Origin of the sequence: Psychrobacter sp. 4Dc, assembly GCF_002836715.1 — a bacterium.
Taxonomy (GTDB): Bacteria; Pseudomonadota; Gammaproteobacteria; order Pseudomonadales; family Moraxellaceae; genus Psychrobacter.
The window spans coordinates 1-23,906 of record NZ_PJAT01000100.1 but is presented as its reverse complement, the minus strand read 5'-3'; the positions used below and the strand labels follow the sequence as shown (position 1 = coordinate 23,906).

At 43.5% G+C, this 23,906-nt stretch carries 20 protein-coding genes and 1 pseudogene; 14 read left to right on the top strand and 7 right to left on the bottom strand.

Annotated elements, in window-relative coordinates:
- Nucleotides 1-282: 282 nt before the first annotated feature.
- From CXF61_RS08460 to CXF61_RS08440, 5 genes are all read left to right on the top strand, one after another.
- Nucleotides 283-2,010, top strand: a complete 1,728-nt coding sequence (locus tag CXF61_RS08460; RefSeq protein ID WP_165597890.1) for an AMP-binding protein — start codon at nt 283-285, stop codon at nt 2,008-2,010.
- 505 nt (nt 2,011-2,515) lie between these two features.
- Nucleotides 2,516-4,315, top strand: a complete 1,800-nt coding sequence (locus CXF61_RS08455) for an AMP-binding protein (protein ID WP_165597889.1) — start codon at nt 2,516-2,518, stop codon at nt 4,313-4,315.
- Between the two features lie 181 nt (nt 4,316-4,496).
- Entirely contained in the window at nt 4,497-5,213 is a 717-nt protein-coding gene (gene rph / locus CXF61_RS08450; RefSeq protein ID WP_057761673.1) for a ribonuclease PH, read from the top strand.
- 118 nt (nt 5,214-5,331) lie between these two features.
- The gene (locus CXF61_RS08445; protein WP_160023504.1) at nt 5,332-5,823 is read left to right on the top strand and encodes a hypothetical protein; all 492 of its coding nucleotides are present in this window, start codon (nt 5,332-5,334) and stop codon (nt 5,821-5,823) included.
- A 263-nt stretch (nt 5,824-6,086) separates the two neighbouring features.
- Nucleotides 6,087-6,725: a hypothetical protein gene (locus CXF61_RS08440; RefSeq protein WP_165597888.1), complete on the top strand. Its 639-nt coding sequence runs from the start codon at nt 6,087-6,089 to the stop codon at nt 6,723-6,725.
- Nucleotides 6,726-6,850: 125 nt separating this feature from the next.
- On the opposite strand, the gene hemJ is transcribed toward CXF61_RS08440, so the two are convergent.
- From hemJ to serB, 6 genes are all read right to left on the bottom strand, one after another.
- Nucleotides 6,851-7,285: a protoporphyrinogen oxidase HemJ gene (gene hemJ, locus CXF61_RS08435; protein ID WP_165597898.1), complete on the bottom strand. Its 435-nt coding sequence runs from the start codon at nt 7,283-7,285 to the stop codon at nt 6,851-6,853.
- 40 nt (nt 7,286-7,325) lie between these two features.
- Nucleotides 7,326-8,489 (bottom strand): biotin synthase BioB, encoded by a 1,164-nt coding sequence (bioB, locus tag CXF61_RS08430; RefSeq protein WP_165597887.1) that lies wholly within the window; start codon nt 8,487-8,489, stop codon nt 7,326-7,328.
- 245 nt (nt 8,490-8,734) lie between these two features.
- Nucleotides 8,735-9,241, bottom strand: a complete 507-nt coding sequence (locus CXF61_RS08425) for an SCP2 sterol-binding domain-containing protein (RefSeq protein WP_165597886.1) — start codon at nt 9,239-9,241, stop codon at nt 8,735-8,737.
- Nucleotides 9,242-9,447: 206 nt separating this feature from the next.
- The gene (gene aciT, locus CXF61_RS08420) at nt 9,448-9,840 is read right to left on the bottom strand and encodes an AciT family ciprofloxacin tolerance protein (protein ID WP_227526637.1); all 393 of its coding nucleotides are present in this window, start codon (nt 9,838-9,840) and stop codon (nt 9,448-9,450) included.
- Between the two features lie 282 nt (nt 9,841-10,122).
- On the bottom strand, nt 10,123-11,112 hold the full coding sequence (locus CXF61_RS08415; protein ID WP_165597885.1) for a DUF368 domain-containing protein: 990 nt from the start codon (nt 11,110-11,112) through the stop codon (nt 10,123-10,125).
- A gap of 300 nt (nt 11,113-11,412) precedes the next feature.
- Nucleotides 11,413-12,603: a phosphoserine phosphatase SerB gene (gene serB / locus CXF61_RS08410; protein ID WP_165597884.1), complete on the bottom strand. Its 1,191-nt coding sequence runs from the start codon at nt 12,601-12,603 to the stop codon at nt 11,413-11,415.
- Nucleotides 12,604-12,735: 132 nt separating this feature from the next.
- On the opposite strand from serB, the gene CXF61_RS08405 reads away from it, so the two are divergent.
- The 7 genes from CXF61_RS08405 (at nt 12,736) to CXF61_RS08375 (ending at nt 18,238) form a co-directional block, all read left to right on the top strand.
- Nucleotides 12,736-12,984, top strand: a complete 249-nt coding sequence (locus CXF61_RS08405; RefSeq protein ID WP_165597883.1) for a hypothetical protein — start codon at nt 12,736-12,738, stop codon at nt 12,982-12,984.
- 157 nt (nt 12,985-13,141) lie between these two features.
- Entirely contained in the window at nt 13,142-14,593 is a 1,452-nt protein-coding gene (locus tag CXF61_RS08400) for a hypothetical protein (protein WP_165597882.1), read from the top strand.
- Between the two features lie 186 nt (nt 14,594-14,779).
- Nucleotides 14,780-15,016 carry a PA3496 family putative envelope integrity protein gene (locus CXF61_RS08395; RefSeq protein WP_057761656.1) on the top strand — a complete coding sequence of 79 codons (237 nt, stop codon included), beginning with the start codon at nt 14,780-14,782 and terminating at the stop codon, nt 15,014-15,016.
- 293 nt (nt 15,017-15,309) lie between these two features.
- Nucleotides 15,310-15,867 carry a UPF0149 family protein gene (locus tag CXF61_RS08390; RefSeq protein ID WP_101206057.1) on the top strand — a complete coding sequence of 186 codons (558 nt, stop codon included), beginning with the start codon at nt 15,310-15,312 and terminating at the stop codon, nt 15,865-15,867.
- 108 nt (nt 15,868-15,975) lie between these two features.
- Nucleotides 15,976-16,416, top strand: coding sequence for a YbjQ family protein (locus CXF61_RS08385; RefSeq protein WP_227526636.1), 441 nt, complete (start codon nt 15,976-15,978; stop codon nt 16,414-16,416).
- An 86-nt stretch (nt 16,417-16,502) separates the two neighbouring features.
- A complete protein-coding gene (locus CXF61_RS08380) occupies nt 16,503-17,009 on the top strand; it encodes a YbjQ family protein (RefSeq protein ID WP_165597881.1) in 507 nt (168 codons plus the stop codon).
- Between the two features lie 305 nt (nt 17,010-17,314).
- On the top strand, nt 17,315-18,238 hold the full coding sequence (locus CXF61_RS08375) for a bile acid:sodium symporter family protein (protein ID WP_165597880.1): 924 nt from the start codon (nt 17,315-17,317) through the stop codon (nt 18,236-18,238).
- Nucleotides 18,239-18,412: 174 nt separating this feature from the next.
- On the opposite strand, the gene CXF61_RS08370 is transcribed toward CXF61_RS08375, so the two are convergent.
- Nucleotides 18,413-19,555: a formate/nitrite transporter family protein gene (locus tag CXF61_RS08370; protein WP_227526635.1), complete on the bottom strand. Its 1,143-nt coding sequence runs from the start codon at nt 19,553-19,555 to the stop codon at nt 18,413-18,415.
- Nucleotides 19,556-19,815: 260 nt separating this feature from the next.
- On the opposite strand from CXF61_RS08370, the gene CXF61_RS08365 reads away from it, so the two are divergent.
- A complete protein-coding gene (locus CXF61_RS08365) occupies nt 19,816-22,785 on the top strand; it encodes a valine--tRNA ligase (protein ID WP_165597879.1) in 2,970 nt (989 codons plus the stop codon).
- Between the two features lie 138 nt (nt 22,786-22,923).
- Nucleotides 22,924-23,906 (top strand): annotated as a pseudogene (locus tag CXF61_RS08360) (hypothetical protein); the annotation flags it as partial.

Genomic DNA, 23,906 nt, shown 5'->3' with positions numbered 1-23,906 from the left:
GATATTTTTAATCTAATATGTTGATATTTATAGGGATATTGAGCGTCAAGCCTATTTGAGAACTGGTATAGCAATCTTTTGTATTGAGTACTATGTATAAAGTGTGTATGTTAATGAACAAAGGGCTATTTACCGCTATATTGTTCGCTCAGCACTATACAAATATGTTGCAGCCTTGCTTTTTATCATAACGATAGGCAAGACTCTGACGTTTTGTATATTTATCACACTGTGATTGGCGTGGGTTGACGGTAATGTATTATTACTAGGAGAGAAAAGATTATGGAAAATCAAGGAAACTTAACCCGTCGTGACGATAAAGTTTGGCTAAAAACGTATGAAGAACTTGGTCTGGAGTATGACATTGAGTTGCCAGCCGACAATACGTCACTTATCGATATTTTCGAAAAAAGCTTCGCTGAAAATGCTGATAAAACTGCCTATATCTGCATGGGTTCATCGTTAAGCTTCCAGGAAGTAGATTTATACAGCCGTCAAATGGCCGCTTATCTACAGTCATTAGGATTGGTCAAAGGCGATAAAGTTGCGGTCATGATGCCCAACATTTTGCAGTTACCAATCTCTGTCATCGCTGTACTACGTGCAGGCTTTACCTTAGTTAACGTTAACCCTCTGTACACTACCAGAGAGCTTGAGCATCAGTTGACTGATTCAGAAGCCAAAGTGCTAATCATGGTCGAAAACTTTGCCAAAACCTATCAAGACATCGGTCGCAATGTGGTCGATAAAGTCGTGATTACGGGTATGGGCGATTTGATGGGTACGCTCAAAGGCTTTATGGTTAATACGGTCGTCCGCCATGTCAAAAAAATGGTGCCAGACTATAGTATTTCTAATAGCATCAGCTTCAAAACAGCACTAAAGCAAGTCACGGCTAGCAAATATAAGCGCCCAACCAATATCACACTTGATGACATCGCCGTCCTACAGTATACCGGTGGTACAACGGGTGTGGCAAAAGGTGCGATGCTAACGCACAAAAACTTAGTGGCAAACTTAATTCAGTCTAATACCTTTTTGGGCACCGCTTTTGATGATTTAGATCAAAGAGGTGAGCAACCTGTGATTATGACGGCATTGCCGATGTATCATATTTTCTCATTTACCGTATGTGGCATGTTCGGTCTGTATCGCGGTTGTGTGGTGCTATTAGTACCAAACCCACGTGATCTTGATAGCTTGTTAAAAGCATATAAAGCCAATCCACCAGCGTTCTTCCCAGCGGTCAACACGTTGTTTAACGCACTTGCCAATAACGAAGAATTTATCGCGATGGATCATAGCAAGCTGCGTCAGTCGATGGGTGGTGGCATGGCGGTACTGAGCCCAACAGCCGAAAAATGGCGCCAAGTGACAGGTAATATTATTATTCAAGGTTATGGCTTGTCTGAAACATCACCAGTCGCGACCGCTAACCCTAGCAACAGCACAACATTCACAGGTACCATTGGTGTACCGATGCCAGCAACAGATGTGGCAATTTTGGATGATGCAGGTAATGAAGTAGCACTTGGTGAGCGCGGTGAGATTAGTGTTCGTGGCCCACAGGTCATGAAAGGCTACTGGAACCGCGAAGATGCTACTGCCGAAGTCATGACAGCAGATGGATTCTTCCGTACTGGTGATATCGGTATCATGGCTGACAACGGATATGTGACCATCGTTGACCGCAAAAAAGACATGATTTTGGTGTCTGGTTTTAACGTTTATCCGAATGAAGTCGAAGAAGTTATGGCTGGCCATCCTAAGATTTTAGAATGTGGCGTCATCGGTATCGAAGACGAGAAAAGTGGTGAGATTCCTAAGATCTATGTTGTCCGTAACGACCCAAGTCTGACCACTGACGAAGTTCTTGAGTACGGCAAAGAGAACTTAACAGGTTATAAACGTCCTCGTCGTGTTGAATTTATTGATGAGCTACCAAAATCGAATGTTGGTAAGATTTTGCGTAAAGATCTACGCGTACTTGAAGAAAAGAACCACGGTTAATTTGCTGATACACGTACCTAGAAAGTTGTTTGATAGATGCGTGTATTAACCAAAGACACATGTGAAAGTAACGCACGATTAGATGCTGTAGTAACTAAAGTAGTAACCAAAAATGATAAGGCTGAAACCATGCTGTCTTATCATTTTTTTGTCTTTATCGCTTTTGACATTTGCGGATGACAGCTACTATTAATAGAGAATATCTATTAAAACTGCTATAGTGCCCATCGACGTATTTTTGTTTTTGTCCAAAAAATCGTACTGGTTTTGCTCAAAACAACAGGCGAAATCATGGTAGTAAATATCGTTCTCGACTTGGTCGTGCTGAGTAGTATTATTTATCATGGACTTAGTGTCGTCCTTTAATTGCAAAGCTTATGAATGATAAACCCGATCATACTTATCTATTTCTTATTCATAAGCTTCTGCTGTCAGCGATAATCATAAAAAATGGTGTTTCCATTAGCATATTCAATGTTTTTAACAGTAACATTTAGGGAAAATTATGACGGATAATATTAATAAAAAAACGACAGATAATAGCGCTGCAACTGATGATAAAGCCAATACTACCAACGATGTCTATCAAAGCAATGCGTTTCCTACTATGCCGACCATCGATAGCGATAGTCCGTGGCTGAGCGCTTATGAGCGCTATAGCATCGATGCTACTATCGAGATGCCAGAAGACAATACCTCTTTACTGGATGTGTTCGAGCGTAATTTTAGCCGTTATGGCCAAAAACCTGCCTATATCTGCATGGGCTCATCGATGACTTTTAAGCAATTAGATCTATATAGCCGACAGATTGCTAGCTATTTGCAGTCAATAGGACTGGTCGCAGGCGATAAAGTTGGGGTAATGATGCCCAACGTCTTGCAGTATCCAGTGGTCGCTTTGGGTATCATTCGTGCAGGGATGGTGTTGGTCAATGTAAACCCTCTATACACCAGCCGTGAGCTATCACATCAGTTGCATGACAGTGGTGCTAAAGCACTATTTATTGTTGAAAACTTTGCCAAGACGTATCAAGATGCCGAAGACAAAGGTCAGGTAGAGCATGTAGTCGTGTGTACCATTGGCGATATGCTAGGTACGATTAAAGGAGCCGTGGTCAACCTCGTGGCTCGCCATGTCAAAAAGATGATTCCTGCTTATAGCATACCGAATAGCGTGAGTTTTAAGCATGCCTTAAATGCTGAGTCAGCCAGTAAGTACCAGCGCCCTGAGTTGAACTTAAGCGATGTGGCCTTGCTGCAATATACCGGTGGTACGACAGGAGTAGCGAAAGGCGCAATGCTGTCTCATGGTAATCTAGTCGCCAACATGCTACAGGTCAGTGCGCTGATGAACAGTGCATTTGATGATGATATAGATGGTAGAGATGTGATTTTGACCGCACTGCCGCTATATCATGTATTCTCATTTATGGTCTGCGGTATGTGTAGCATGTACCAAGGTTATGCCTCGCTACTCATTCCGAATCCGCGCGATCTTGATGGGCTTATCAAAGAGATGGCTAAATACAAGCCGGCGTTTATCCCTGCCGTGAATACTTTGTTTAACGGCTTAGTACACAAAGATAACTTTGCTGATTTGGACTTTTCTAATCTAAAAGCATCTATCGGCGGCGGTATGTCAGTATTACCTAGCGTAGCGAAGGAATGGCATAAAATCACAGGCCTGCCTATCGTTGAAGGTTACGGCTTGTCTGAGACCTCACCTGTCGTAGCATTTAATCCGATGACTATTGCAGAATTTACCGGAAAAATCGGTATTCCTGCGCCTAGTACGGATATTGTGCTCATTGATGATGACGAAAATATAGTAGCCATGGGCGATCGCGGTGAAATCTGCGTAAAAGGCCCACAGGTCATGATTGGTTACCAGAATCGTCCGAAAGAAACCGCAGAATCCTTTACGACTAGCGGTTACTTAAAAACTGGCGATATCGGCATCATGGACGAAAAAGGCTTTATCAAAATTGTCGATCGCAAAAAAGACATGATTTTAGTCTCTGGTTTCAACGTTTATCCAAATGAAATTGAAGAGGCGATGAGTGAACATCCAGCAGTCGTAGAATGCGGTGCTATTGGTGTTCCAAACGATGATCGCGGCGAAGAGCCAAAGCTGTTTGTGGTCAAAAAAGGCAACGTGACTGAAAAAGAGCTACTAGAATATGGCAAGAAACAACTGACTGGCTATAAGCGCCCACGTCATATACAGTTCGTTGACGAATTACCAAAGTCGAACGTTGGCAAAATCCTACGTAAGGAATTGCGTAAGATGGAAGGGTTAGAATAGTTTATATCTGACATTCTGTTGATAACGGTGGCGTAATGGCAGGAGCGAATCTTGCTATTGCGCCGTTGTCACGTTAGGATATCTTAAGATTTTAGTCGACTACATATCTATCAATGTGTTTACTGACAACTGATAGGTATTTTTATGACACTGCTTTTATAACATTGTACTAGGAATTTTTATGCGTATTGACAATCGTGAGCTTGACCAACTTCGCTCGATCAGCTTTGAGCGCCATTATACGAAGCATGCTGAAGGGTCAGTACTGGTAAGTTTTGGCGATACCAAGGTACTATGTACTGCCAGTGTAGAATCTGGTGTGCCGCGCTGGCTCAAGGGTAAAGGCAAAGGTTGGATCACAGCTGAGTATGGTATGTTGCCACGTGCGACCAACACGCGTAATCAGCGTGAAGCGGCTCGCGGTAAGCAGTCAGGTCGTACGCAAGAGATTCAACGTTTGATCGGTCGTAGCTTACGTGCCATGATTGATCTGAGTAAACTTGGTGAAAACACCATCTATCTAGATTGCGATGTGTTGCAAGCGGATGGTGGTACTCGTACGGCTAGTATCACTGGTGCTGCGATTGCGCTTATCGATGCGCTAGAGAGTATCCAAAAAGCCAAGAAACTCAAAGCAGATCCGCTAATCGGATTGGTTGCTGCGGTTTCTGTTGGTATGAAAGATGGCGAGGCGTATCTAGATTTGAACTACGAAGAAGACTCTAGCTGCGATACCGACTTGAACGTCGTGATGACCCAAAAAGGCGAGTACATTGAGCTACAAGGCACTGCTGAAGAAAAGCCGTTCACTCGTGCTCAAGCAGATGCTATGCTGTCATTAGCTGAAAAAGGCATTGCCGAATTGATTAAAATGCAACAGACGGCGCTTGGTTGGTAGACTAGCGTTTAGATACAACACGCTGTCTTTGTTTTTAGTGTCAATAACTGCCTGTTAGCTGCTAATAGGCAGTTTTTTAATAGAAAATATTCGTACATTACGTAATAGGTAACAACACATGCTCAAGCTGACTGATGATGGCGCCAAAATCACCTTACAAGGGCAATCAAATGCTGCTGATAATGGCATGTTTTGGTTTGGTTCTGCATTATTGGTAGGGGCCGTCGCAGTCGCCATGGCGATGAGCTTATTGCCTGAGCGTCTAGCTATCGGTGCGCTTGCATTGCTTATCATTGGTAGCTTTATTTTTAATAAAAAGCGCCAACAGCATAAGAAAGCCATGAGCGGTATGATTAGCAGCGGTACATTGTGGGTAAGGGCTGGCGAGTTGGTCCATGACAATCTAGGTAAGCGTGAACATATTCATTTAACGGATGGCGATAAGATAACGCTGATTGGCGAGCAATTACAGATTGTCGATAGCAGTGACGTTCGCAAATATCGTATTACTGGCTTTGAGAGTGCTCAAGAAGCAAAAGCTGCGAAGGCTATCCTAGAAGGGCAAGCGCTAACGAAACGCCATGTAAATATTAAAATGAAGAGTAACTAGTATCATTTCTCCATTTCATATTGTACTAAAGCATAGCTATTATCTTCGTATTATCTAAACTTCTAACTCAAGTGTCATTTTAAATTTCACTCGACGTGCCTCTCCAATATCGTCATCTATCAGTATATTTATACCGTCTATCACCTGACGCAAGCGAATAGTGCTTGCAGATTTGTGCGCAAATGGTTTATAAGTAGGATTATAAAATTTATCCTTCTTATTATTGATACTGTCATTGGGATCTAGTTGACAAGGAGTTAGTCATGCTGCGTTTGTCTATACCGTCAGTCACCACGTCGTGCGGTTTTTTACTATTTACCTGCAGCATGGTAGGGCAAGCCCATGCAGATAGTATGAGTATGCTTATCGCCCAAAAATCTATTCAACCAACGATGAATACATCCTATCGTTATCCTGAGGTACAGCGTTCAGCACCTACAGTCTTACCAACGTTTTTGTCAGGCAACTATGACAATGTCGATAGCGAGTATCTACCACTATTGAGCAATGCCGAGACGCAGAGTAGTATGGCAGCACGTCAGGTGGTCAGTACCGCCCGCAAAATGGCACTTAATGAGCGCACGATTATTCAAGGTGGCTGCTGGGACTATTTAAATGCGGTATTTAATCGGGCAGGGGTATCGCGTAATACCATACACAAAGGCACTTATGCGCAAGGGCCCTATGCTAGTAGCAGCGAGATTGAAGCAGGCGATTGGCTCTATTATATCAATCATGGTTACAATGGCGTCGAGCATAGTGGACTGTTTGTCGGTTGGGTCGATGAGCGTGCCAAGCAAGCATTGATACTGAGCTATGCTGGCGAAAATCGCCGTGAACCAGCTCGTTATCGCGTTTATGACTTAAGCAATGTTTATCAAATTATGCGCCCTAGTGTTTAGTATTTGATGTTTGATGTTTGATGTTTCCAGTTTGACAATCTGTTCTATAATTGAATAAAAAAGCGTCCGCAACTCATTGAAGTTACGGACGCTTTTGTTTTACAGGTTAAATGGTTTTTCTGAACCTAAAACGGTTTTACCACGACTAGAATGACGATAATTACTAAGGCGAAGACAGGCACTTCATTAAACCAGCGCCAGAATTTATGCGTTTTATAGTGTGGATTATCAATTAGATTTTTACGATAAAAGCCGCAAGCACCATGATAGCCTGATAGCAGCACTACTAATAGCAATTTGACGTGTAGCCAACCTTGGGTTTTATAGACATCCCAGCCCAGTCCTAACATCCATAGACCAAAAATCCATGTTGCTATCATCGATGGGGTCATGATGCCGCGATATAGCTTGCGCTCCATAATGGCAAAGCGCTCATGGCTGATGCTATCGTCACTCATCGCATGATAGACAAACAGGCGCGGCAAATAGAATATCGCCGCAAACCAGCAGACCATCGAGATAATGTGCGCCGCTTTAATCCAGTTAAAATAATCTGCCATCATAGTTTCTCTTGCTTAGCTTGTATTTTTTAGCGTGGGCTTAATCTGCCAATACAACTTGTGTTTGATGACCATTCATCGCATCCATCACAGGCAGTATTTTAGGCGCTCTTGGTGCGGCAAACTGTTTGGTAAGGCCAAGCTCACGCATGAGTCTGTCGTCGCCTGATTGACTTGCATTACCGGTGGTAAGAAGCTTGTCACCATAAAAGAATGAGTTAGCCCCTGCCATAAAGGCTAATGCCTGCTCAGAGTCTGACAGACTTTCGCGGCCAGCAGATAGACGCACGTAGCTAGTCGGGCAGCAAATACGGGCGACCGCAATAGTACGAATCCATTCAAGTACAGACAGCTGACCTTCGGCCAGTACTTTGTCCCCAATCGGTGTACCTGCAATAGGCACCAGTAAGTTGACTGGAATTGACTCAGGCGCTTTTGGCATTTTTAGCAGCTCAAGTACCCAATCGATGCGGTCGTCACGGCTTTCGCCCATACCAACGATATTACCACTACAGACATTAATGCCAGAGTTACGCACGTTTTCTATCGTGTCTAAACGCTCATCATAGCTACGCGTGCTAACGACTTGCTCATAGTAGCTGCGTGAAGTATCTAGGTTATGGTTGTAATAATCCAACCCTGCATCGGCCAACTGTGTTGCTTGATTGGTATCGAGCATGCCGAGTGTCATGCAAGTCTCAAGTCCCAGTGCTTTTACTTCTTTGATCAGCTCAACCACATAAGGCATGTCTTTGGCACTTGGATGTTTCCACGCGGCACCCATGCAGAAGCGTGATGAGCCACTGTTTTTGGCACGTTTGGCCGCAGCGATGACTTTGTCAACTTCTATGCGCTTTTCTGCTTGTAGTTTGGTAGTGTCGCGATGATGACCAGACTGTGAGCAATAGCCGCAATCTTCAGGGCAGTTGCCCGTTTTGATAGAGAGTAGCGTGCTGATCTGTACTTCATTGGCAGTGAAATGCTTTCTATGGATGGTTTGTGCTTGTAACAGCAAGTCCATTAAAGGTAAATCAAACAGTTGCGCGATTTCTTCGCGGCTATATGTCGTAGCTACTTTACTATCAGTTTGAGTCGCGTCTGTGGCTAGATTGGCCAAAAAATCACTGTTGGTCGTATCTGGCTGAGTGGCTAGATCAGTTGGCTGGGTGGCGTCAGGTTCGGAGATGCTAAGCAATCCTGCCATAAGGTAAGTCCTTTTATAAGAATGAGAGGGTATTAAATAAAACCAATGTTTTTATCTATTGTCATTTATAAGGTAACAAAAAAGGTTGCCGTATAGTATACCGCAACCTTTTTAGAAAATCAGAACACTGCTAGACAGTATGTATAATTGTTACAGTAGCGCACATAAATAGTAACTATACGTTTGGCTATTTATTTCTATATCATCCATTCTACCAATGACTACCGCTCAGTGCACCATTCTTTTTATTTACCAAGTTTGTGCTTAGCAATACCAACCCAATGCTCAGCAAGTTTCTGGGCTTTATAAGCGTAAGGTTTGGCTTTTTGGATATATGGTTTGCACTCTTCTGGGATGGCTGGGACGATATGCTTAGCAAGTTTGTTGAACCACATCATTAGGCTATAGTCGCCTTCGATGCTCAAGTTACCTTCTTGTACAGCAGTCATAAAGGCAGGCAAGCTACCTTTGGTTAGCAGTCTCACGCCGGTCATAGAGTCTTTAAAAGTGATGGTCAAATCGGCTTCTTTTGCATGACCGCTTTGTTGACTAAACTGTCCATTATCAAAGCTAAAAGAACGGGCGATATCAGACTCAGTACTAGCAAATTCAATCGTAACTTGGCGATCAGCGAATAACGCTTTGACATCTTCGTTATCGCTATCAGCTAACATAGACAAACGATAGCCAACAACAGCCAATAAAGCATCTAATGGATCAGATTTGATATCTAACACAGGAACAGTAAACATAGCAGAACTCCTAAAGAAATGAGGCATAAAAATAAAGCGTACTTTATACCAGTTTTTATGACAAATATATAACTGGATTATAAACTATCACAGGGCGTCAACTCTTTAGGAGTTAAGTAGAGAGCGTTAAGTATCTTGTAACATTCGATGTCACTGACGTAAGTAAGGTATTGATATAGACAAGTAGAGGTATAAATAGGACGGTTTTAACGGAAACGTGGCTGATAGTTATCATCATAGACGGGAGTGTGTTCGATATAGCGTGCGGCTTCTAGCTCACGTTGCTGGCTAACTGACTGACTTACGTCATCATAGCGCAATGCCCGATACAGTACCCAAGCTGCCAACGGTAACCAACTGATGCTCATAGCGATGATATAGCGATGCCATGATGATAGCTCCATCAACATAGGGCGACCGGCTAATATATTTTGAATCAACTCAACGGTGAACCAATAGGCCATCCCGCCAAACAAATATAGCAGTAGCCAACGATATGACGACAAAGCAAGCACAACTACTAAACTGGCTAGCAGTCCATAACCAAGCCATACCGCGCCGCTCCATGCCTCTACACCGATAAAAGAAAATATAGTCATTAACATCATTCATCTCGCTATTCATAAGGTGAATTCCAATAAGACTATTATGAGAGGTTATTGAGTAAAGCTGAAGAGGGTACAGGCGACTTTGCGACAACCGTTGACGTTTGGTTTTTTGGCTTGTTTTGCGATATTTGATGGCTAGATGTTAGGCTAAGCGCCGTAAGAAGTGGCGCTTATTTTGAGTAATATGGAAATGGTTTTTCTAGTCTAGGAAGACATTTATTAGCTAGCAAACCAAGCCAAACTAGCAAACAGGATTGACAGTTCGTTGAATACTTAGATTCGATTGGTACGATTACCCCACCAAGATAATAGCGAAACTAAGATAGCACCGAGTAGCATAAGTCCTACTGTCGTTGACCACTGTGCGCCAGTAGGGTATTGCCATGGCATGACATTATGGACAGCTTCAGTATTTAGTGAGCCTAGCGCATCTACTTTCCATGGCCAGACTTTTATTAGAGAGCCTGCAATAAAGCCTGTCAGCAATGCCAAGGTAGCCTGATAATAATGTGAGAGTAGCCACTTAAGTGCGCGCGTGAATAGCAGTAGCCCAGTCGCCATGCCCGCAATGACTGTGAAAATAGCACTTAGATTCATCGTATCGACTGCTTCTAATACCGCATCGTAAGCGCCTAGCAATAGTAAAATAAAAGACCCTGATATCCCTGGTAGGATCATGGCACAAATAGCAATTGCCCCTGCAAAAAATAGATACGGTAAGCTAGGCGTGGTCGTGAGTAACGGCATACTACTGATAACTACGGCGGCAATAAGCCCAGTCGCAAACAGTGCGACACGTCCTATATTCCATCGCTTAATCTCACTAAGTAAGATAAACACCGTTGCGACGACCAGTCCAAAAAAGAACGACCAAATAAGCAATGGTTGATTGTCCAATAAATGCTTAATGATACCGGCTAAGGTCGCAAAGCTAGTGGCAATACCCAGTAGCAAGCATAATAGAAATGTCGCGTCTACTTGTCGCCAAATCGCAGCGAATCCTTTGACGCCACCTTCTTGACGAAATATCGTCCAAAGATTGGGGCCGATACTACCAAGTGCGTTAATCAAGCGCTCGTAAATCCCTGCAATCAGCGCAATAGTGCCGCCAGAGACGCCGGGCACGATATCAGCTGCTCCCATGGCCATTCCTCTGACATAAATACCTACCAGCTGCTTTGGACTATCGGTACGTACAGGTACCGTATCTTGCTCTAGTGGCGCTGACGGCTGAGTTGGCCGTGGAGATTGTGGTGCCGTCATGGGTATTCCTTTATTATTTAAAAATAAGTATTATCTAAAAGTGAGCGATAGCTAAACATCAGTATGAATAGAAGATTGTATTAATTATCGTAACGTACTAGGGCGTGTCTTCCATTCACTTAATAGGCATCTAACTGAACTAAAAATGGATAAATCTTGTCAGACATCGTCAAATAGCTAGCTAATATACCGATACTATCTACGCTACTTTCCTTGTTTAAGCCACGCCCTAAAGCATAAAAGCCAGATTAATGACAAAACATTAACCTAGCTTAGCGGATAATCTAGAATACTTAGCGATTACTCAGTAGGAGCGAGGGCTGGATAGCCAAGAGCGTACAGAGTACCTTCAAGTCCTGTCACGTTGATAGCGGCATCAGCACGTGCTTGAACGATTGGTTTGGCATGATAGGCCACACCCAGATCGGCCAATGCCATCATCGGTAAGTCGTTAGCACCGTCACCGATACAGACCACTTGTGACATCTCAATGCCTAAGCGCTCAGCAGTATGCTCAACGATAGCGGCTTTTTTGGCACCATTGACAATAGGCCACTGTACATGACCAGTGACTTCACCTTCCTCGATATCTAGAGCGTTGGCATGTACTTCATCGATACCCAGCTGCTCAGCGATATAACGGGCAAAATAAGTAAAGCCGCCTGATACTAGCACCGTATGATAACCCAATGCTTTTAGCGCACTGATCGTCGTGCGTGCACCAGTCGATAACGTTAGACGACTACAGATATCATCCAGCACATCAGTAGAAGTGCCCTTTAGCAAAGCCACACGCTGAGCAAATGATTCATCAAAATCAATTTCACCGCGCATTGCTGCTTCAGTGATGGCTTCGACTTCTTCACCAATCCCAGCCGTTTTTGCTAGCTCTACGATGACTTCTTGCTCGATCAAGGTTGAGTCCATATCAAAGCAGGCAAGCTTATGTGTCCGCAGCATATGACCGACAGATAGGATGTGACAGTCCACTACGTTTAAATTATCGGCGCTGTCGGCACTACGCGTATTGTTGTATTCTTCAGTTAGGTCATGACGCAGGCGAGTGGTTAGCTGATCATCAATGATGTGAGCTGCGGCGGTTTTTTTGCCAGGGTGCATCAGCGTGTCAGTGACTGGTACTAGCAAATAACGATAGACCTGTGTATGGGTAAAGGGTAGGCGTTGTGCGTCTGCTGCTGTAGGCTCTGTATCAGATACTGTGATATTGACGAAGCTAGCGTCAGTATCTTCAGCAACGATCACTAGATGCCAGTTTGGCTGTTCGTTGACCCATGACTGAACGTACTGATGAATATCTAATGCAGATACCTGAGTCGGTAGTACTACAATGAGCGCAAAAACAGGTAGCGACTGTAGCGCATCAAAGTCTTGCAAATTGGTATCTTCGGGTAATAATGCCGCAATAGAATCAACGGCTTGTTGCCATGCTTTGCTGTCTTTTGGTAACGAATAAGATGTATTTTTTGGCATGGCTCAATTGTCCCTTGTATGCTCATATAAGATTAGGAATAATAACAGTTTTACTGGGCAGCGCCTATAGATGACGCGCAAAGTAACAATGATGCTAAAAAACAGATTTTATGGCGTAAGGTGCCATAGAAAATGCAAGAAAGTTATTATGATAAATTTATAAAGCGCTCATGCTATAAGGCTTATTATGGTGATATAGTAGATAATCTGGCTGTTTATCGACGGTGCTTTCTTATTGACGACGCCTTCGCAAAATATAGTAAGGCAAAAGACAGCAAAGCTGGCAACGATATTGACGGTATTAATGTCATCGTTCGGAACCTGCCCCAATGCGCAAATGATATTTTGCGCAGTAGTGCTTTAGATGCAACATTGTCTTAAATGTAATAGTGCTATCGATAGTCGTTCACAATCAGTACCGCTTTATCACTATGTGCGCACTACCATTGGCGCGCATCACAATCGTTTAAAAATTAGCCAAAAAATGAGTAGTAGCCTCGTTTTTTAATTTCTTCTCTCCAAAAAAGTTTAACATATCATGACGTATTTAGCGCCGCGGCAAGGGTTGTTTGCCATTATTCTTCTGGTTAGTTTTTGTTTGCAGACGTTGTTATTGGTCATTAGTACTGACCAACAGCTCAGCAATAGTCGTGCGTTAAAAGGCGAGCAGATGGTCGCCCAGCTGATTGATGAAGCAAGGTTGTCTTTAGAAAATAAAGACCGTGTGAGCTTAAGCGTTATTGCCAATCGCTATACCAGCGAGCAAGACGTCACACGGATACTGATTAAGGACAACAACGATGATATCTTGGTGCCAGTAGGCAATGCGCCGATGCAACAAGGTGACACCATTCGTCAAATCGCCACCAATGGCGATGCAGTCATCGGTAGCGTTGCACTGACCCTAAAGGACGTTAGCAAAGGCGAGATTATCGCCATGCAATGGCCGTTCGTCATCGGCACCATGCTGCTACATTTACTGCTTTGGTTGATTTATGGTTACCTCGCTCGTCCGACCAAAGAGCAAATCAATGCATTGAGTCGAGATATTCAAGAGTTATATCGTGACCAATATAGACCAGTCGATCAACGCGGCTATGACCGTGAACTTGAGCGCCAGTTAATGGGTCAATCAGCGTCTCATTTAGCAGACAGTCAAGTAGCGACTGATAATACTGCAAGCGCAGCAGATGACGAAATGACTAATACCCGCAAGTTTAATGTGCATAATGAAGTGAATGAGTACCTTAGAACTCAGCAAAACCAAGAGACAGGTAGCGATACTGACAATCTAGCGAGTGCGAGTGAAGGTAGCGAAATAGCGGATACAGACGGTGTTGCTTCTCAAGTTACCAGCCATACGTCTAAACTGTCTGCCACACGGTCTGTTGATAGCGTCAAAGTCCAAGTCGTATTCCATGATGAGTTCAATATGCTTGAACGCCTTGCGCCTGCGCAGCGTCTTCCGTATCTAGCACTCTGCACCCAGCTACTCAATCAAGCCGTGACTGAGCTACTAAGACAACCATTGCTACTGGGCGTGAGTGCGATGAATGAAGCGCACTTCGAAGATAATGGCGCAAGTGTGGTACTAAAGGCTGATAATAGCCATGCAAAAGTGGCACTCGCAGGCGTGATGCTTGCCAAGCTATACTTAATGCTAAACAAAATTATCCATGATAAGCATATTGAGCTGTCGCGTTTTGCTTTGCCAGCGAAAGCGGGCGTGAGTGATGACGCGCAATCAGAGCCAATGACCCATTTGCTCCAGAGTATCGGCAAAAAAGAGCAGCTATTAATATTATTGCCAAATGCCGGTCTCAAGCAAATTAGCAATCATGTACAAGTACATAACATCATGCGCCCAACCACTGTCTATGAGCGTGAGTGTGCGATATTTGATGGTGCTAACGACTCATTGATTCAGCGTTTGGCTGATGTGCGCAACGCGGTTCTGATGATTGAAGATGAGGACGAGCTACACATTTAATGCCGACTGTATTTGGTCATTTATATTACAATTGTCTGTTATATAGCCTACTGGACTATCTTAATCGTAGAGTTGAAATGTACCATATTGCGAAAAAGGATTGACAACATTCAATAGAGACTTTATAAGGCATATATATATTGATGTATTCTTAATACCCTTGCCTAAAAATGATAGGAGTTTGTCATGAGTGACGCTGATATTGACGACGATTTTGATGATGATTTTGTCGACGATGATGATGCAAAGATGGTTGAAGAAGCTGAGACGAGCGTACGTACACGTTTAAGTAGTCTTGAAAAACGTCGGCTAATCGATAATTTGCTAGAAGAAAAGCGTTTGGCTAAAGAGTTAAAAGACGATCTAGACGACATAGACAACTTCGATGAAGACGGTGACGATTGGGATGATGACGATTTTTAATTTGTCGGCATCAGTCGTTTCAGTGGACTAAAGTGCTCTAGTGGCTACTTTTACAGCAGTGACTATTTTATTAGTGACTAAAATTATTCTACCAGTCAAATTGGTTGCCTGCTGTTTGCTACTTTTCTAGGCTTGATCGCAACCAGTTCATCTCGATAATACTTACCCGATAGAGGTTGCTTGAGTTTGATTAATTAAGCAGCCTTTAGTCTTAAAATAAGTACTCGTCCTCTTTTATTTAACCGATCGCCCACTGCGATTGATGACATCTATCTGCTAAGGAAAACCAAATTATGAGTAACCAACTAAGTTTTGATGAATTACTAGACTATTTGGACAATCAAGAAAGCCAGTTCGTGCTAGATAGTGTCGCAGCGCATGGTTTTTTGACAGCGACGGTTATCGGTCGTCCATTGCCTAACTGGATGGATGCCCTGTTCGAAGGTCACGTAAGTGAGATTCCAGACAACGTCATCGACGGTATCAAACGCTGGCGCGATTCGATCATGGCTGAGTTAAAAAACGAGACGCCGATCGAATTACCGTTTGGTGAAGATGCTGGTAACGAAGAAGTGGCGGTTGATTTTTCTGACGAGTCAGACATCGTTGCTTGGTCAATTGGTTTTGTCGATGCCATGTATGGTGATGAAGCAAGCGACTGGTTTGAAGATCAAGAAACGGCAGAAGACGTCGCAGTATTGACCTTGCCAATGATCGTACTTAGCGGTATCGATGATGAAGATCCAGAGCTGTCTGAGATGCGTAAAGACGAAGACAAAATGGTACAGATGGCCAATAGCATCGAAGGTAATTTGACTGAATTATTCTTATTATTCCATACCAACGATTAGTAATGCTAAGAAACAGCGCTATTAGTAGTGCTGTTTCTGTCTTGTCTATGCTGTATCGCAGCGCTTTGATTTACTATATATTTTATAAGTCACCGATAAGGTCATACTATGACTGTGCAACTCTCCAATCTTGAACACTTACCTAATTATCAAATCACTGAACGCCTAGACGTGGTGTACGGTAGTACCGTGCGTTCAAAGCACGTAGGTAAGGATCTGTTCGCTGGCTTAAAAAACATCGTTGGCGGTGAGCTGACGGCTTATACCGAGCTATTAGAAGAGTCACGCCAAGAGGCAATCGATCGCATGATTGTCAAGGCAGAAGCATTAGGTGCTGATGCGGTGGTCGGTCTACGTTTTTCAACTTCTAGCATCGCCCAAGGTGCCTCAGAGCTGTTTGTTTATGGTACAGCGGTCAAGGTCGCGCCGATATCACAGCAGCAGTATCAAAACCCGCCAAGCGATGGTTACAACCATTCTAATCAAAATGTGAGTACTCAAACCCAAGTCGCACCCGATGATTTACCGCGTTTCAACCCTTTTGGTTAATCCTATAATCCTATAATACTAAAAACTACAATACCAAATCCTATAATGCTAAAAGCACCGATGCTTTTTATGATGAGAAACGTGCTATGAATGACTCACTCACGCAAGTGCTCATCAACTATGGGCCGTTTGTCTTCTTATTCGCGGCTGGCTGGTTCTTTGGATCGCGCCATGAGCGTCAGCATTTGGCACAGCTAAGCGTAGCAGAGCAAGCATTGGGCGATATCACTGTCTCAAGCGAACGCTTATACCGTCCCAAGTTAGCAGCGGGTAGTGAAGGCGAGCTTGTGCTTGGTAGTGTCGTCATCGCTCAAGATTACTTCAAAATGATCATCGCTCGCGTACTAAGCGTCTTTGGCAAAAACTTAACCACCTATGAGACTTTACTAGATCGTGCACGCCGCGAAGCCATCGTTCGTATGCGGACTGAGGCAAAAGCCAAAGGCTACACGCATATCTACGGGTTACGTCTTGAGGTAACCAATGTCAACCAATTAGGCAGTATGGTCGAAGCCATCGCCTACGGTACAGCGGTTATCAGTATTGACCATATTAAACCCATATCTGCTATAAATCACAAAATCCCCGCTTAAATCATTTCTAGTTTATTTTCAAGTGTAAAAACCTATAATTGACTGACGAGTAGTCAGAAAAATCAAAACCATACACTTTTACAACGATATACTGAATTTTGCCGTTCCGTTATTATTTCGGTTCGTAGTAACCAGTTTTATCAAAAATTGTCGGTTTAAAAACACGACTATATGAAAAAGTGTCATATAAAGAGCTGACAACGTCGGTGGCTTTTACCCAAGATATCAGCAGGATTGGCTGATTGAGCATGACGAGGTTGTCATAAACCTGCCCGTGTAAGGGCTCTATCTACAAGGATGTAGTTATGGAAGGTGTTGAGTTAGTCACGTTTGTAAATGCAAAAGTCATTCCCATTAGTATCTTTTTGATTATGATGGGAATGGGACTGTCCTTAGTTACCAATGATTTTAAGAGAGTCGTCAAATACCCTAAAGCGGTCGCCATAGGCTTGACCAATCAGCTAATATTCTTACCATTGGTAGGTTTTGCCTTGGCAACCACCATGTCTCTCGAGCCAGAGTATGCCGTTGGGGTTATGTTGCTGGTACTGTGTCCTGGTGGCACGACATCGAATCTATTTACCTATTTAGCCAAAGGTGACGTTGCACTTTCGGTCACCATGACCGCTATTGCCAGTGTCATTACCGTATTTACTATTCCTATCGTCCTCAGTTTTTCGCTCGTATACTTTATGGGTGCGGGTAGTGAGTTTCAGTTGCCAGTGGTCAAGACCATGATTAGCTTAATTGCACTGACTATCTTACCCGTTAGTATTGGTATGTTGATCAAACGCTATGCGCCTAACGCGGCAGACAAGGGACAGGTGATGGTGTCTCGTTTTGGCGTGATATTTTTGAGCTTCTTGGTACTTTTCTTAAGCTATGTGCAACGAGATATTATCGTTGAAGCGTTAATTGCTACTGGCCCTGTGGCATTGATATTGAACGTATCGACGATGGCGCTTGGTTATTACACCAGTAAATGGTTCGGTCTAAATCCTGCACAAAGACGCTCGATTACTATGGAAGTCGGCCTACAAAACAGTACGCTTTCAATGTTTATGGCACTGACGCTATTGGCTAACTATAAGATGTCGATGACGCCAGCCATTTATACGCTAATCATGTTCTTGACCGCTGGTATTATGGTCAGAGTATTTACTGCCCAACACAATAAAGTCAAAAGAACCGAGATAGAAAACAGCGTATTGGCAGCCCGTAGAATGTAAGAGGTTTAAGATAACCGTAGTAACGCATTGTTGCGCTAGTTGAGCCGTACTTGGCAAAAAATCAACAATGTATGATGCGATAAAATAAGCCTATAATCCGCTTTTTATAATGAAGCGTGTTATGGGCTTTTGGGTTCAATGCTCGTTTTAACCCAAACCAGTTTTAGCTCAAGTCTAGAATCTTCGTCTGTCCATTTTCGCTCTTGCCTCGGCGGCTTGCTCTTTCACTTTTTCAATTTCAAATAAGAACGTACGGTTTTTAAGCACCGCGACGAATACCACGCCGCCGACCGTATTACCCACTAAGACCACGACTAAAAATACCAAGTAGCGCCAGAGACTGACAGTATTGCCATACAGCAGCGCTGAAAATACCTCGATATTACCCACGATACTATGATGCAAGCCTAAAAATCCAATGCTACCAGTGATAAGCGTTACCAGTACGATACGGCTGAGCGTATCTCGTGCAGAAGTTACTAGCCATGCGGCTACACCCATCATCCAACCTGCCAGCACGGCGCTACCAAAAATAACCCACCACTTAAAACCTAAGATATGCTCGGCATAAACATCGATAGCATGGTCTGTAAACAGGTGCATATGCAGTCCTAGACCAATCATTAACGCCGCAAAGATACAGCCGCCAACGATATTACCAGCGATGACGATGCCCCACAGCCGCAGGAGCTTGTGCAGCGGTTCAATTTTATTTAAGACAGGCAGGCTCAAGAGGGAAGTCTGCTCTGTAAATAATAACGACTGACCAATCACTACGATAATAAAGCCGATCGGATACAGCAGTGACGACAGCACCATGGCATAGCGACTTGGTATCACATCATTAAGTAGGGCAAACGCTGATAAAATCATAAAAAAGCTGATGCCAATCTCTAGCCCAGCCGTAAAAGCACTGGTAAATAACGAACCAAGTGAACGCTCAAAGGTTTCTTTTGCGTGGATAACTTGCTCGACTAAGATACTGGCGTAGCTTTTCGCTTGGCTTAGATTGTCATCACTGGCAACCTTTTTGATGGTTTCTTTGTCTTCGTCGCTGATTTCTTCTGGTAAGTCATCGTTTTCTAAGTCTTCGGTGGCTTTAATAGGTTCGTCTGCGTCACTATCTGAAGTTTCGTTTGCATGACTGTCTGTAGTGTCGTCTGCGTCATTATCTACCTCAATGTCTTTAGAAGGGCTGCCGCTTTCTTTTGGTGTATCGCCATCTTCAGGCACAGGAGTAGTGGTACTCGCATTTGTACGCTCATCGTTTGGTCGATTAGCCTGAGAATCATGGTCATGCTCGGTATCTTGGGACACGGTTGGCTCGCTAGTTATAGGCTAATGATTTTGCTGCATAAGTAATCTCTATTATATTTCTCATTCTTCTGATTGCTGTTGTTAATTGATTAACAATTTGAGTAATAAATCGCCTTCAGGCTTTATAAATTGTCTTACCATCTAACAAAATCTGCCTATCTGCGTTAAAATCACACTATCAACTATTTTTCCTGTTTTTATAGCGTTTTGCGCTATCTCATTTTGACCACATTCATTATCAACAATAAGATCACCCTATTATGAGCAATCCTAATACCGATACCAGCATTGATAGCAATGCGAAAACCAATCTGACCCAGTCGATCCAAGCGGCGCTAAGCCAATTAGAGAGCGCCTATAACCCTGCGGAAGTCGAAGCAGGTATGTATCAAGGCTGGGAAGAAAGCGGCTATTTTCAGCCGACTTTTGACAAAGACGAATCGTTTTCTATTGCGCTACCACCGCCAAACGTCACGGGCTCGCTACACATGGGTCACGGTTTTAACAACGCTATTATGGATGCGCTCACCCGTTATCACCGTATGGATGGTGACAATACGCTGTGGCAACCAGGTACGGATCATGCGGGTATCGCCACTCAGATGGTTGTTGAGCGTCGTCTGGAAGCGCAAGGTATCAAGCGCCGTGATATGACGCGTGCAGACTTTATCGATAAAGTATGGGAGTGGAAAGAAGAGTCAGGCGGCAATATCACTAGCCAAATTCGTCGTTTGGGCAGCTCGGTTGATTGGTCGCGTGAGCGCTTTACCATGGATGATGGTCTGTCTAACGCGGTAAAGGAAGTATTCGTTCGTCTGTTTGATGATGGTTTGATCTATCGTGGTAAGCGTTTGGTCAACTGGGATCCAAAATTCCAAACCGCACTGTCTGATCTAGAAGTCGAAAACCACGACGAAAAAGGCAGCCTGTGGCATTTCCGCTATCATTTCACCGATACAGACCTAACCACCCAAGATGGCAAAAACTATCTGGTCGTTGCTACTACGCGTCCTGAAACGCTTCTTGGTGATACCGCTGTCGCGGTCAACCCTAGCGATGAACGTTATGCACACCTAGTCGGAAAAACCATTACCTTGCCAATCACGGGTCGTGTCGTGCCTATCGTTGCTGATGACTATGTCGAAAAAGACTTTGGTACAGGCTGTGTGAAAATCACGCCTGCGCACGATTTTAATGACTATGAGCTAGGTCGTCGCCATAGCTTGCCATTGATTAATATCCTTGATGAGCGCGCCAATATCCTACCAGCGATGGAAGTCTATCCTGACTTGCAAACGCGTGAGCCAGAGCTAGAGACTACACCGAGCGAGTATGCAGGACTTGAGCGTTTTGCCGCTCGTAAGTTCCTTGTAGAGCAAGCAGGCGAGCAGGGCTGGCTAGAAGATATCGAAGACTACGCACTAAAAGCCCCGCGTGCTGAGCGTGGCGGTACAATCGTTGAGCCGTGGTTGACCGATCAGTGGTATGTCGCGGTCAAAGAGCTTGCCAAGCCTGCGATTGACGCAGTAGAAGACGGCAGCATCGAGTTCGTCCCTGCGCAGTACAAAAACATGTATATGGCGTGGATGACCGATCTACAAGACTGGTGCATCAGCCGTCAACTCTGGTGGGGACATCGTATCCCTGCATGGTATGACGATGCGACAGGTGAAATCTATGTCGCCCGTGACGAAGCGGAAGTACGCACTAAATACAATCTAAGCGACGATGTAAAACTGCGCCAAGATGATGATGTGCTTGATACGTGGTTCAGCTCTGGTCTCTGGACGTTCAGTACGCTTGACTGGGCAGACGTCAACGCCGATCCCCGCGTGATGGACACCTTCCATCCAACCAGCGTGTTGGTGACAGGTTTTGACATTATCTTCTTTTGGGTGGCCCGCATGATCATGATGACCATGCACTTCGTGAAAAACGAAGATGGCACGCCGCAAGTACCGTTTAAGACCGTTTATGTGCATGGTCTGGTACGTGATGGCAATGGTCAAAAAATGTCAAAATCGAAAGGTAATGTCTTAGATCCGATCGATCTAATCGACGGTATTGAGCTAGAAGCGTTGGTAGAAAAACGCACCAGCAATATGATGAATCCAAAAGACGCGGCCAAAATCGAAAAGCAAACGCGTAAAGAGTTTCCAGAAGGCATCCCAGCGTATGGTACGGATGCACTGCGCTTTACCTTTACCTCATTAGCCAGTACGGGTCGCGATATTAACTTTGATCTAAAGCGTGTCGAGGGCTATCGTAACTTCTGTAATAAAATTTGGAACGCTAGTCGTTTTGTCCTCATGAACTGTGTCGATGGTGACAGCAATGCCAAGCCTATCGATCAAGCGGCGAATCCCGACGTATGGGAATTACCAGAAAAATGGATCATGAGCCGTCTGAACTCTAGTATCACAGATATTCATCAGCATTTTGCTCAGTACCGTCTCGATATGGTTAGCCAAGATATCTATGAGTTTATCTGGAATGAGTACTGTGATTGGTACGTTGAGCTTGCCAAAGCCAGCCTAAATGATGACTCAGTATCTGACGAGCGCAAAGCGCAAATCCGCTATGTACTACTGCACGTACTAGAGACCGCGCTACGTTTCACCCATCCAATCATGCCGTATCTGACTGAGCAAATCTGGCAGACCATCGCACCGCTACTAGGTCGTAAAAACACCGATAGCATCGTGGTCGCTGACTATCCACAAACTGATGCCAGCCAAATCAGTGAGCAGACTGAAGCGGATATGGCGTGGCTACAAGAGCTAATCGCGAGCGTCCGTAACATCCGTGGTGAGATGAAACTGGGTAACGCGGTACGTCTGCCAGTGCTACTACAAAACGTCTCTAGCGACGAAGATGCGCGTCTGTCACGTATCAAAAACCAGTTCAAAGCGCTTGCCAAAGTCGAGAGCTTAGAGATCGTCAAAGAAGGTGATGACGTGCCGCTATCGTCATCAAGTATGGTCGGTCAGCTACGGGTACTCGTACCGATGAAAGGGCTAATCGATCCTACGGCTGAGCTGGCACGTTTGGGCAAAGCGCATGAAAAACTACAGAAGCAAGCTGACGGTATCGCTCGTAAGCTAGGTAATGAAGGCTTTGTCAGTAAAGCGCCTGCGGAAGTGGTCGATGCTGAGAAAGCGAAACTGGCTGAGCTAGAAGGGCAGTTGACGGCGATGACGGCGCAGATGGAAGAGTTGAAAGCGTTGTAGGTCCTTAGCTATTGTTAAGTGTAAAAAAGCTACCTAATTAGGTGGCTTTTTTTATAATTGATTTAAATTTAGTCAGTAGTTTGAATTTCTGCTAATGTCATCTCATTAAATGTAATCGTATATTAAGAGAGAATTAAGGTGAATAATAAAATTATGAGAAGCGAAGCAGAAATTTTTGATGACCTTGCTAAACTATGTAATTCCAAAGGTTATTTACATGCGATTGCATATTTTTGCTTTAGAGATAATGTCATAAGTGTCAATGATGAGGTTCGTAAAGAAGATATATTAAAACAGTATGGAGATGATCGACTTTTAAGAACTGAGATATCTACTTTAATTGGATTAGCATGTCTAAGCGCGCTAGATTTGACAGTACCTCATCATGATGAAATTGAGAAGTATATTAACAAAACAGAAAGTCTGCTTCATGAGCTTCATGAGTCAATGAACCCTGCTGTAGAGGACATGTTTAAACTAGATGAAAAAAATCAATTAGTTCAGGACTTTAATCCGTTTCAACAAGGTGTATTTCTTAGGGAGCCAATATTCTATGGCGGAGAGTCAGCTTATGATTTCCAGTATAGAGATTTATCAAGACTAAAATATAAGTCAGATGAAGATTGGATAATAAATAACAAAGGCTATTCTATAGATGAGTTATTTGAAGTAGTTAATGCAGTTAGAAGCTTGCAACTAGATAAGATGAATCAAGCTCTACCTGAAATGCTCAAAAAGCATCCAGGAGATTGGACTTATCTTGATGCTCATATTTTCTCGGTTGAAGAAGTCGTACTAAAATTAAAATCAAGTTTTGAAATAGCTACTGTTAGAAAAATAATCGAGTCATTTGTTAGTAATGAGAATTATAGTTTCAGCGCTCTTGATGACTTTAATCAAAAAAATGCCTTTCCAATAATACAAATATACGAAGATCAATATATTTTGTTTCAAAGCTATAGTTTATTTGAAGCCTTGTATGAATCCCCCTTTTTTTGGTTTATCAATGATAAAAACTACCGTAATCAAGCAATGACTAATAGAGGGAAATTTACAGAAGAGTTTTCTGCTGCAAGATTGTCCTTAGTTTTCGAAAATAGTAGAGTTTTTCCAAATGTAAT

Excerpts from the sequence above, each read along its gene's own strand:
- CXF61_RS08440 (WP_165597888.1), top strand. The coding sequence starts at position 6,087 with ATGCTGCGTTTGTCTATACCGTCAGTCACCACGTCGTGCGGTTTTTTA.
- CXF61_RS08380 (WP_165597881.1), top strand. The coding sequence starts at position 16,503 with ATGAATGACTCACTCACGCAAGTGCTCATCAACTATGGGCCGTTTGTC.
- CXF61_RS08395 (WP_057761656.1), top strand. The coding sequence starts at position 14,780 with ATGAGTGACGCTGATATTGACGACGATTTTGATGATGATTTTGTCGAC.
- hemJ (WP_165597898.1), bottom strand. The coding sequence starts at position 7,285 with ATGGCAGATTATTTTAACTGGATTAAAGCGGCGCACATTATCTCGATG.
- CXF61_RS08455 (WP_165597889.1), top strand. The coding sequence starts at position 2,516 with ATGACGGATAATATTAATAAAAAAACGACAGATAATAGCGCTGCAACT.
- CXF61_RS08415 (WP_165597885.1), bottom strand. The coding sequence starts at position 11,112 with ATGACGGCACCACAATCTCCACGGCCAACTCAGCCGTCAGCGCCACTA.
- aciT (WP_227526637.1), bottom strand. The coding sequence starts at position 9,840 with ATGACTATATTTTCTTTTATCGGTGTAGAGGCATGGAGCGGCGCGGTA.
- serB (WP_165597884.1), bottom strand. The coding sequence starts at position 12,603 with ATGCCAAAAAATACATCTTATTCGTTACCAAAAGACAGCAAAGCATGG.
- CXF61_RS08400 (WP_165597882.1), top strand. The coding sequence starts at position 13,142 with ATGACGTATTTAGCGCCGCGGCAAGGGTTGTTTGCCATTATTCTTCTG.
- bioB (WP_165597887.1), bottom strand. The coding sequence starts at position 8,489 with ATGGCAGGATTGCTTAGCATCTCCGAACCTGACGCCACCCAGCCAACT.
- CXF61_RS08460 (WP_165597890.1), top strand. The coding sequence starts at position 283 with ATGGAAAATCAAGGAAACTTAACCCGTCGTGACGATAAAGTTTGGCTA.
- CXF61_RS08425 (WP_165597886.1), bottom strand. The coding sequence starts at position 9,241 with ATGTTTACTGTTCCTGTGTTAGATATCAAATCTGATCCATTAGATGCT.
- rph (WP_057761673.1), top strand. The coding sequence starts at position 4,497 with ATGCGTATTGACAATCGTGAGCTTGACCAACTTCGCTCGATCAGCTTT.
- CXF61_RS08365 (WP_165597879.1), top strand. The coding sequence starts at position 19,816 with ATGAGCAATCCTAATACCGATACCAGCATTGATAGCAATGCGAAAACC.
- CXF61_RS08390 (WP_101206057.1), top strand. The coding sequence starts at position 15,310 with ATGAGTAACCAACTAAGTTTTGATGAATTACTAGACTATTTGGACAAT.
- CXF61_RS08385 (WP_227526636.1), top strand. The coding sequence starts at position 15,976 with ATGACTGTGCAACTCTCCAATCTTGAACACTTACCTAATTATCAAATC.
- CXF61_RS08375 (WP_165597880.1), top strand. The coding sequence starts at position 17,315 with ATGGAAGGTGTTGAGTTAGTCACGTTTGTAAATGCAAAAGTCATTCCC.
- CXF61_RS08445 (WP_160023504.1), top strand. The coding sequence starts at position 5,332 with ATGCTCAAGCTGACTGATGATGGCGCCAAAATCACCTTACAAGGGCAA.
- CXF61_RS08405 (WP_165597883.1), top strand. The coding sequence starts at position 12,736 with ATGCAAGAAAGTTATTATGATAAATTTATAAAGCGCTCATGCTATAAG.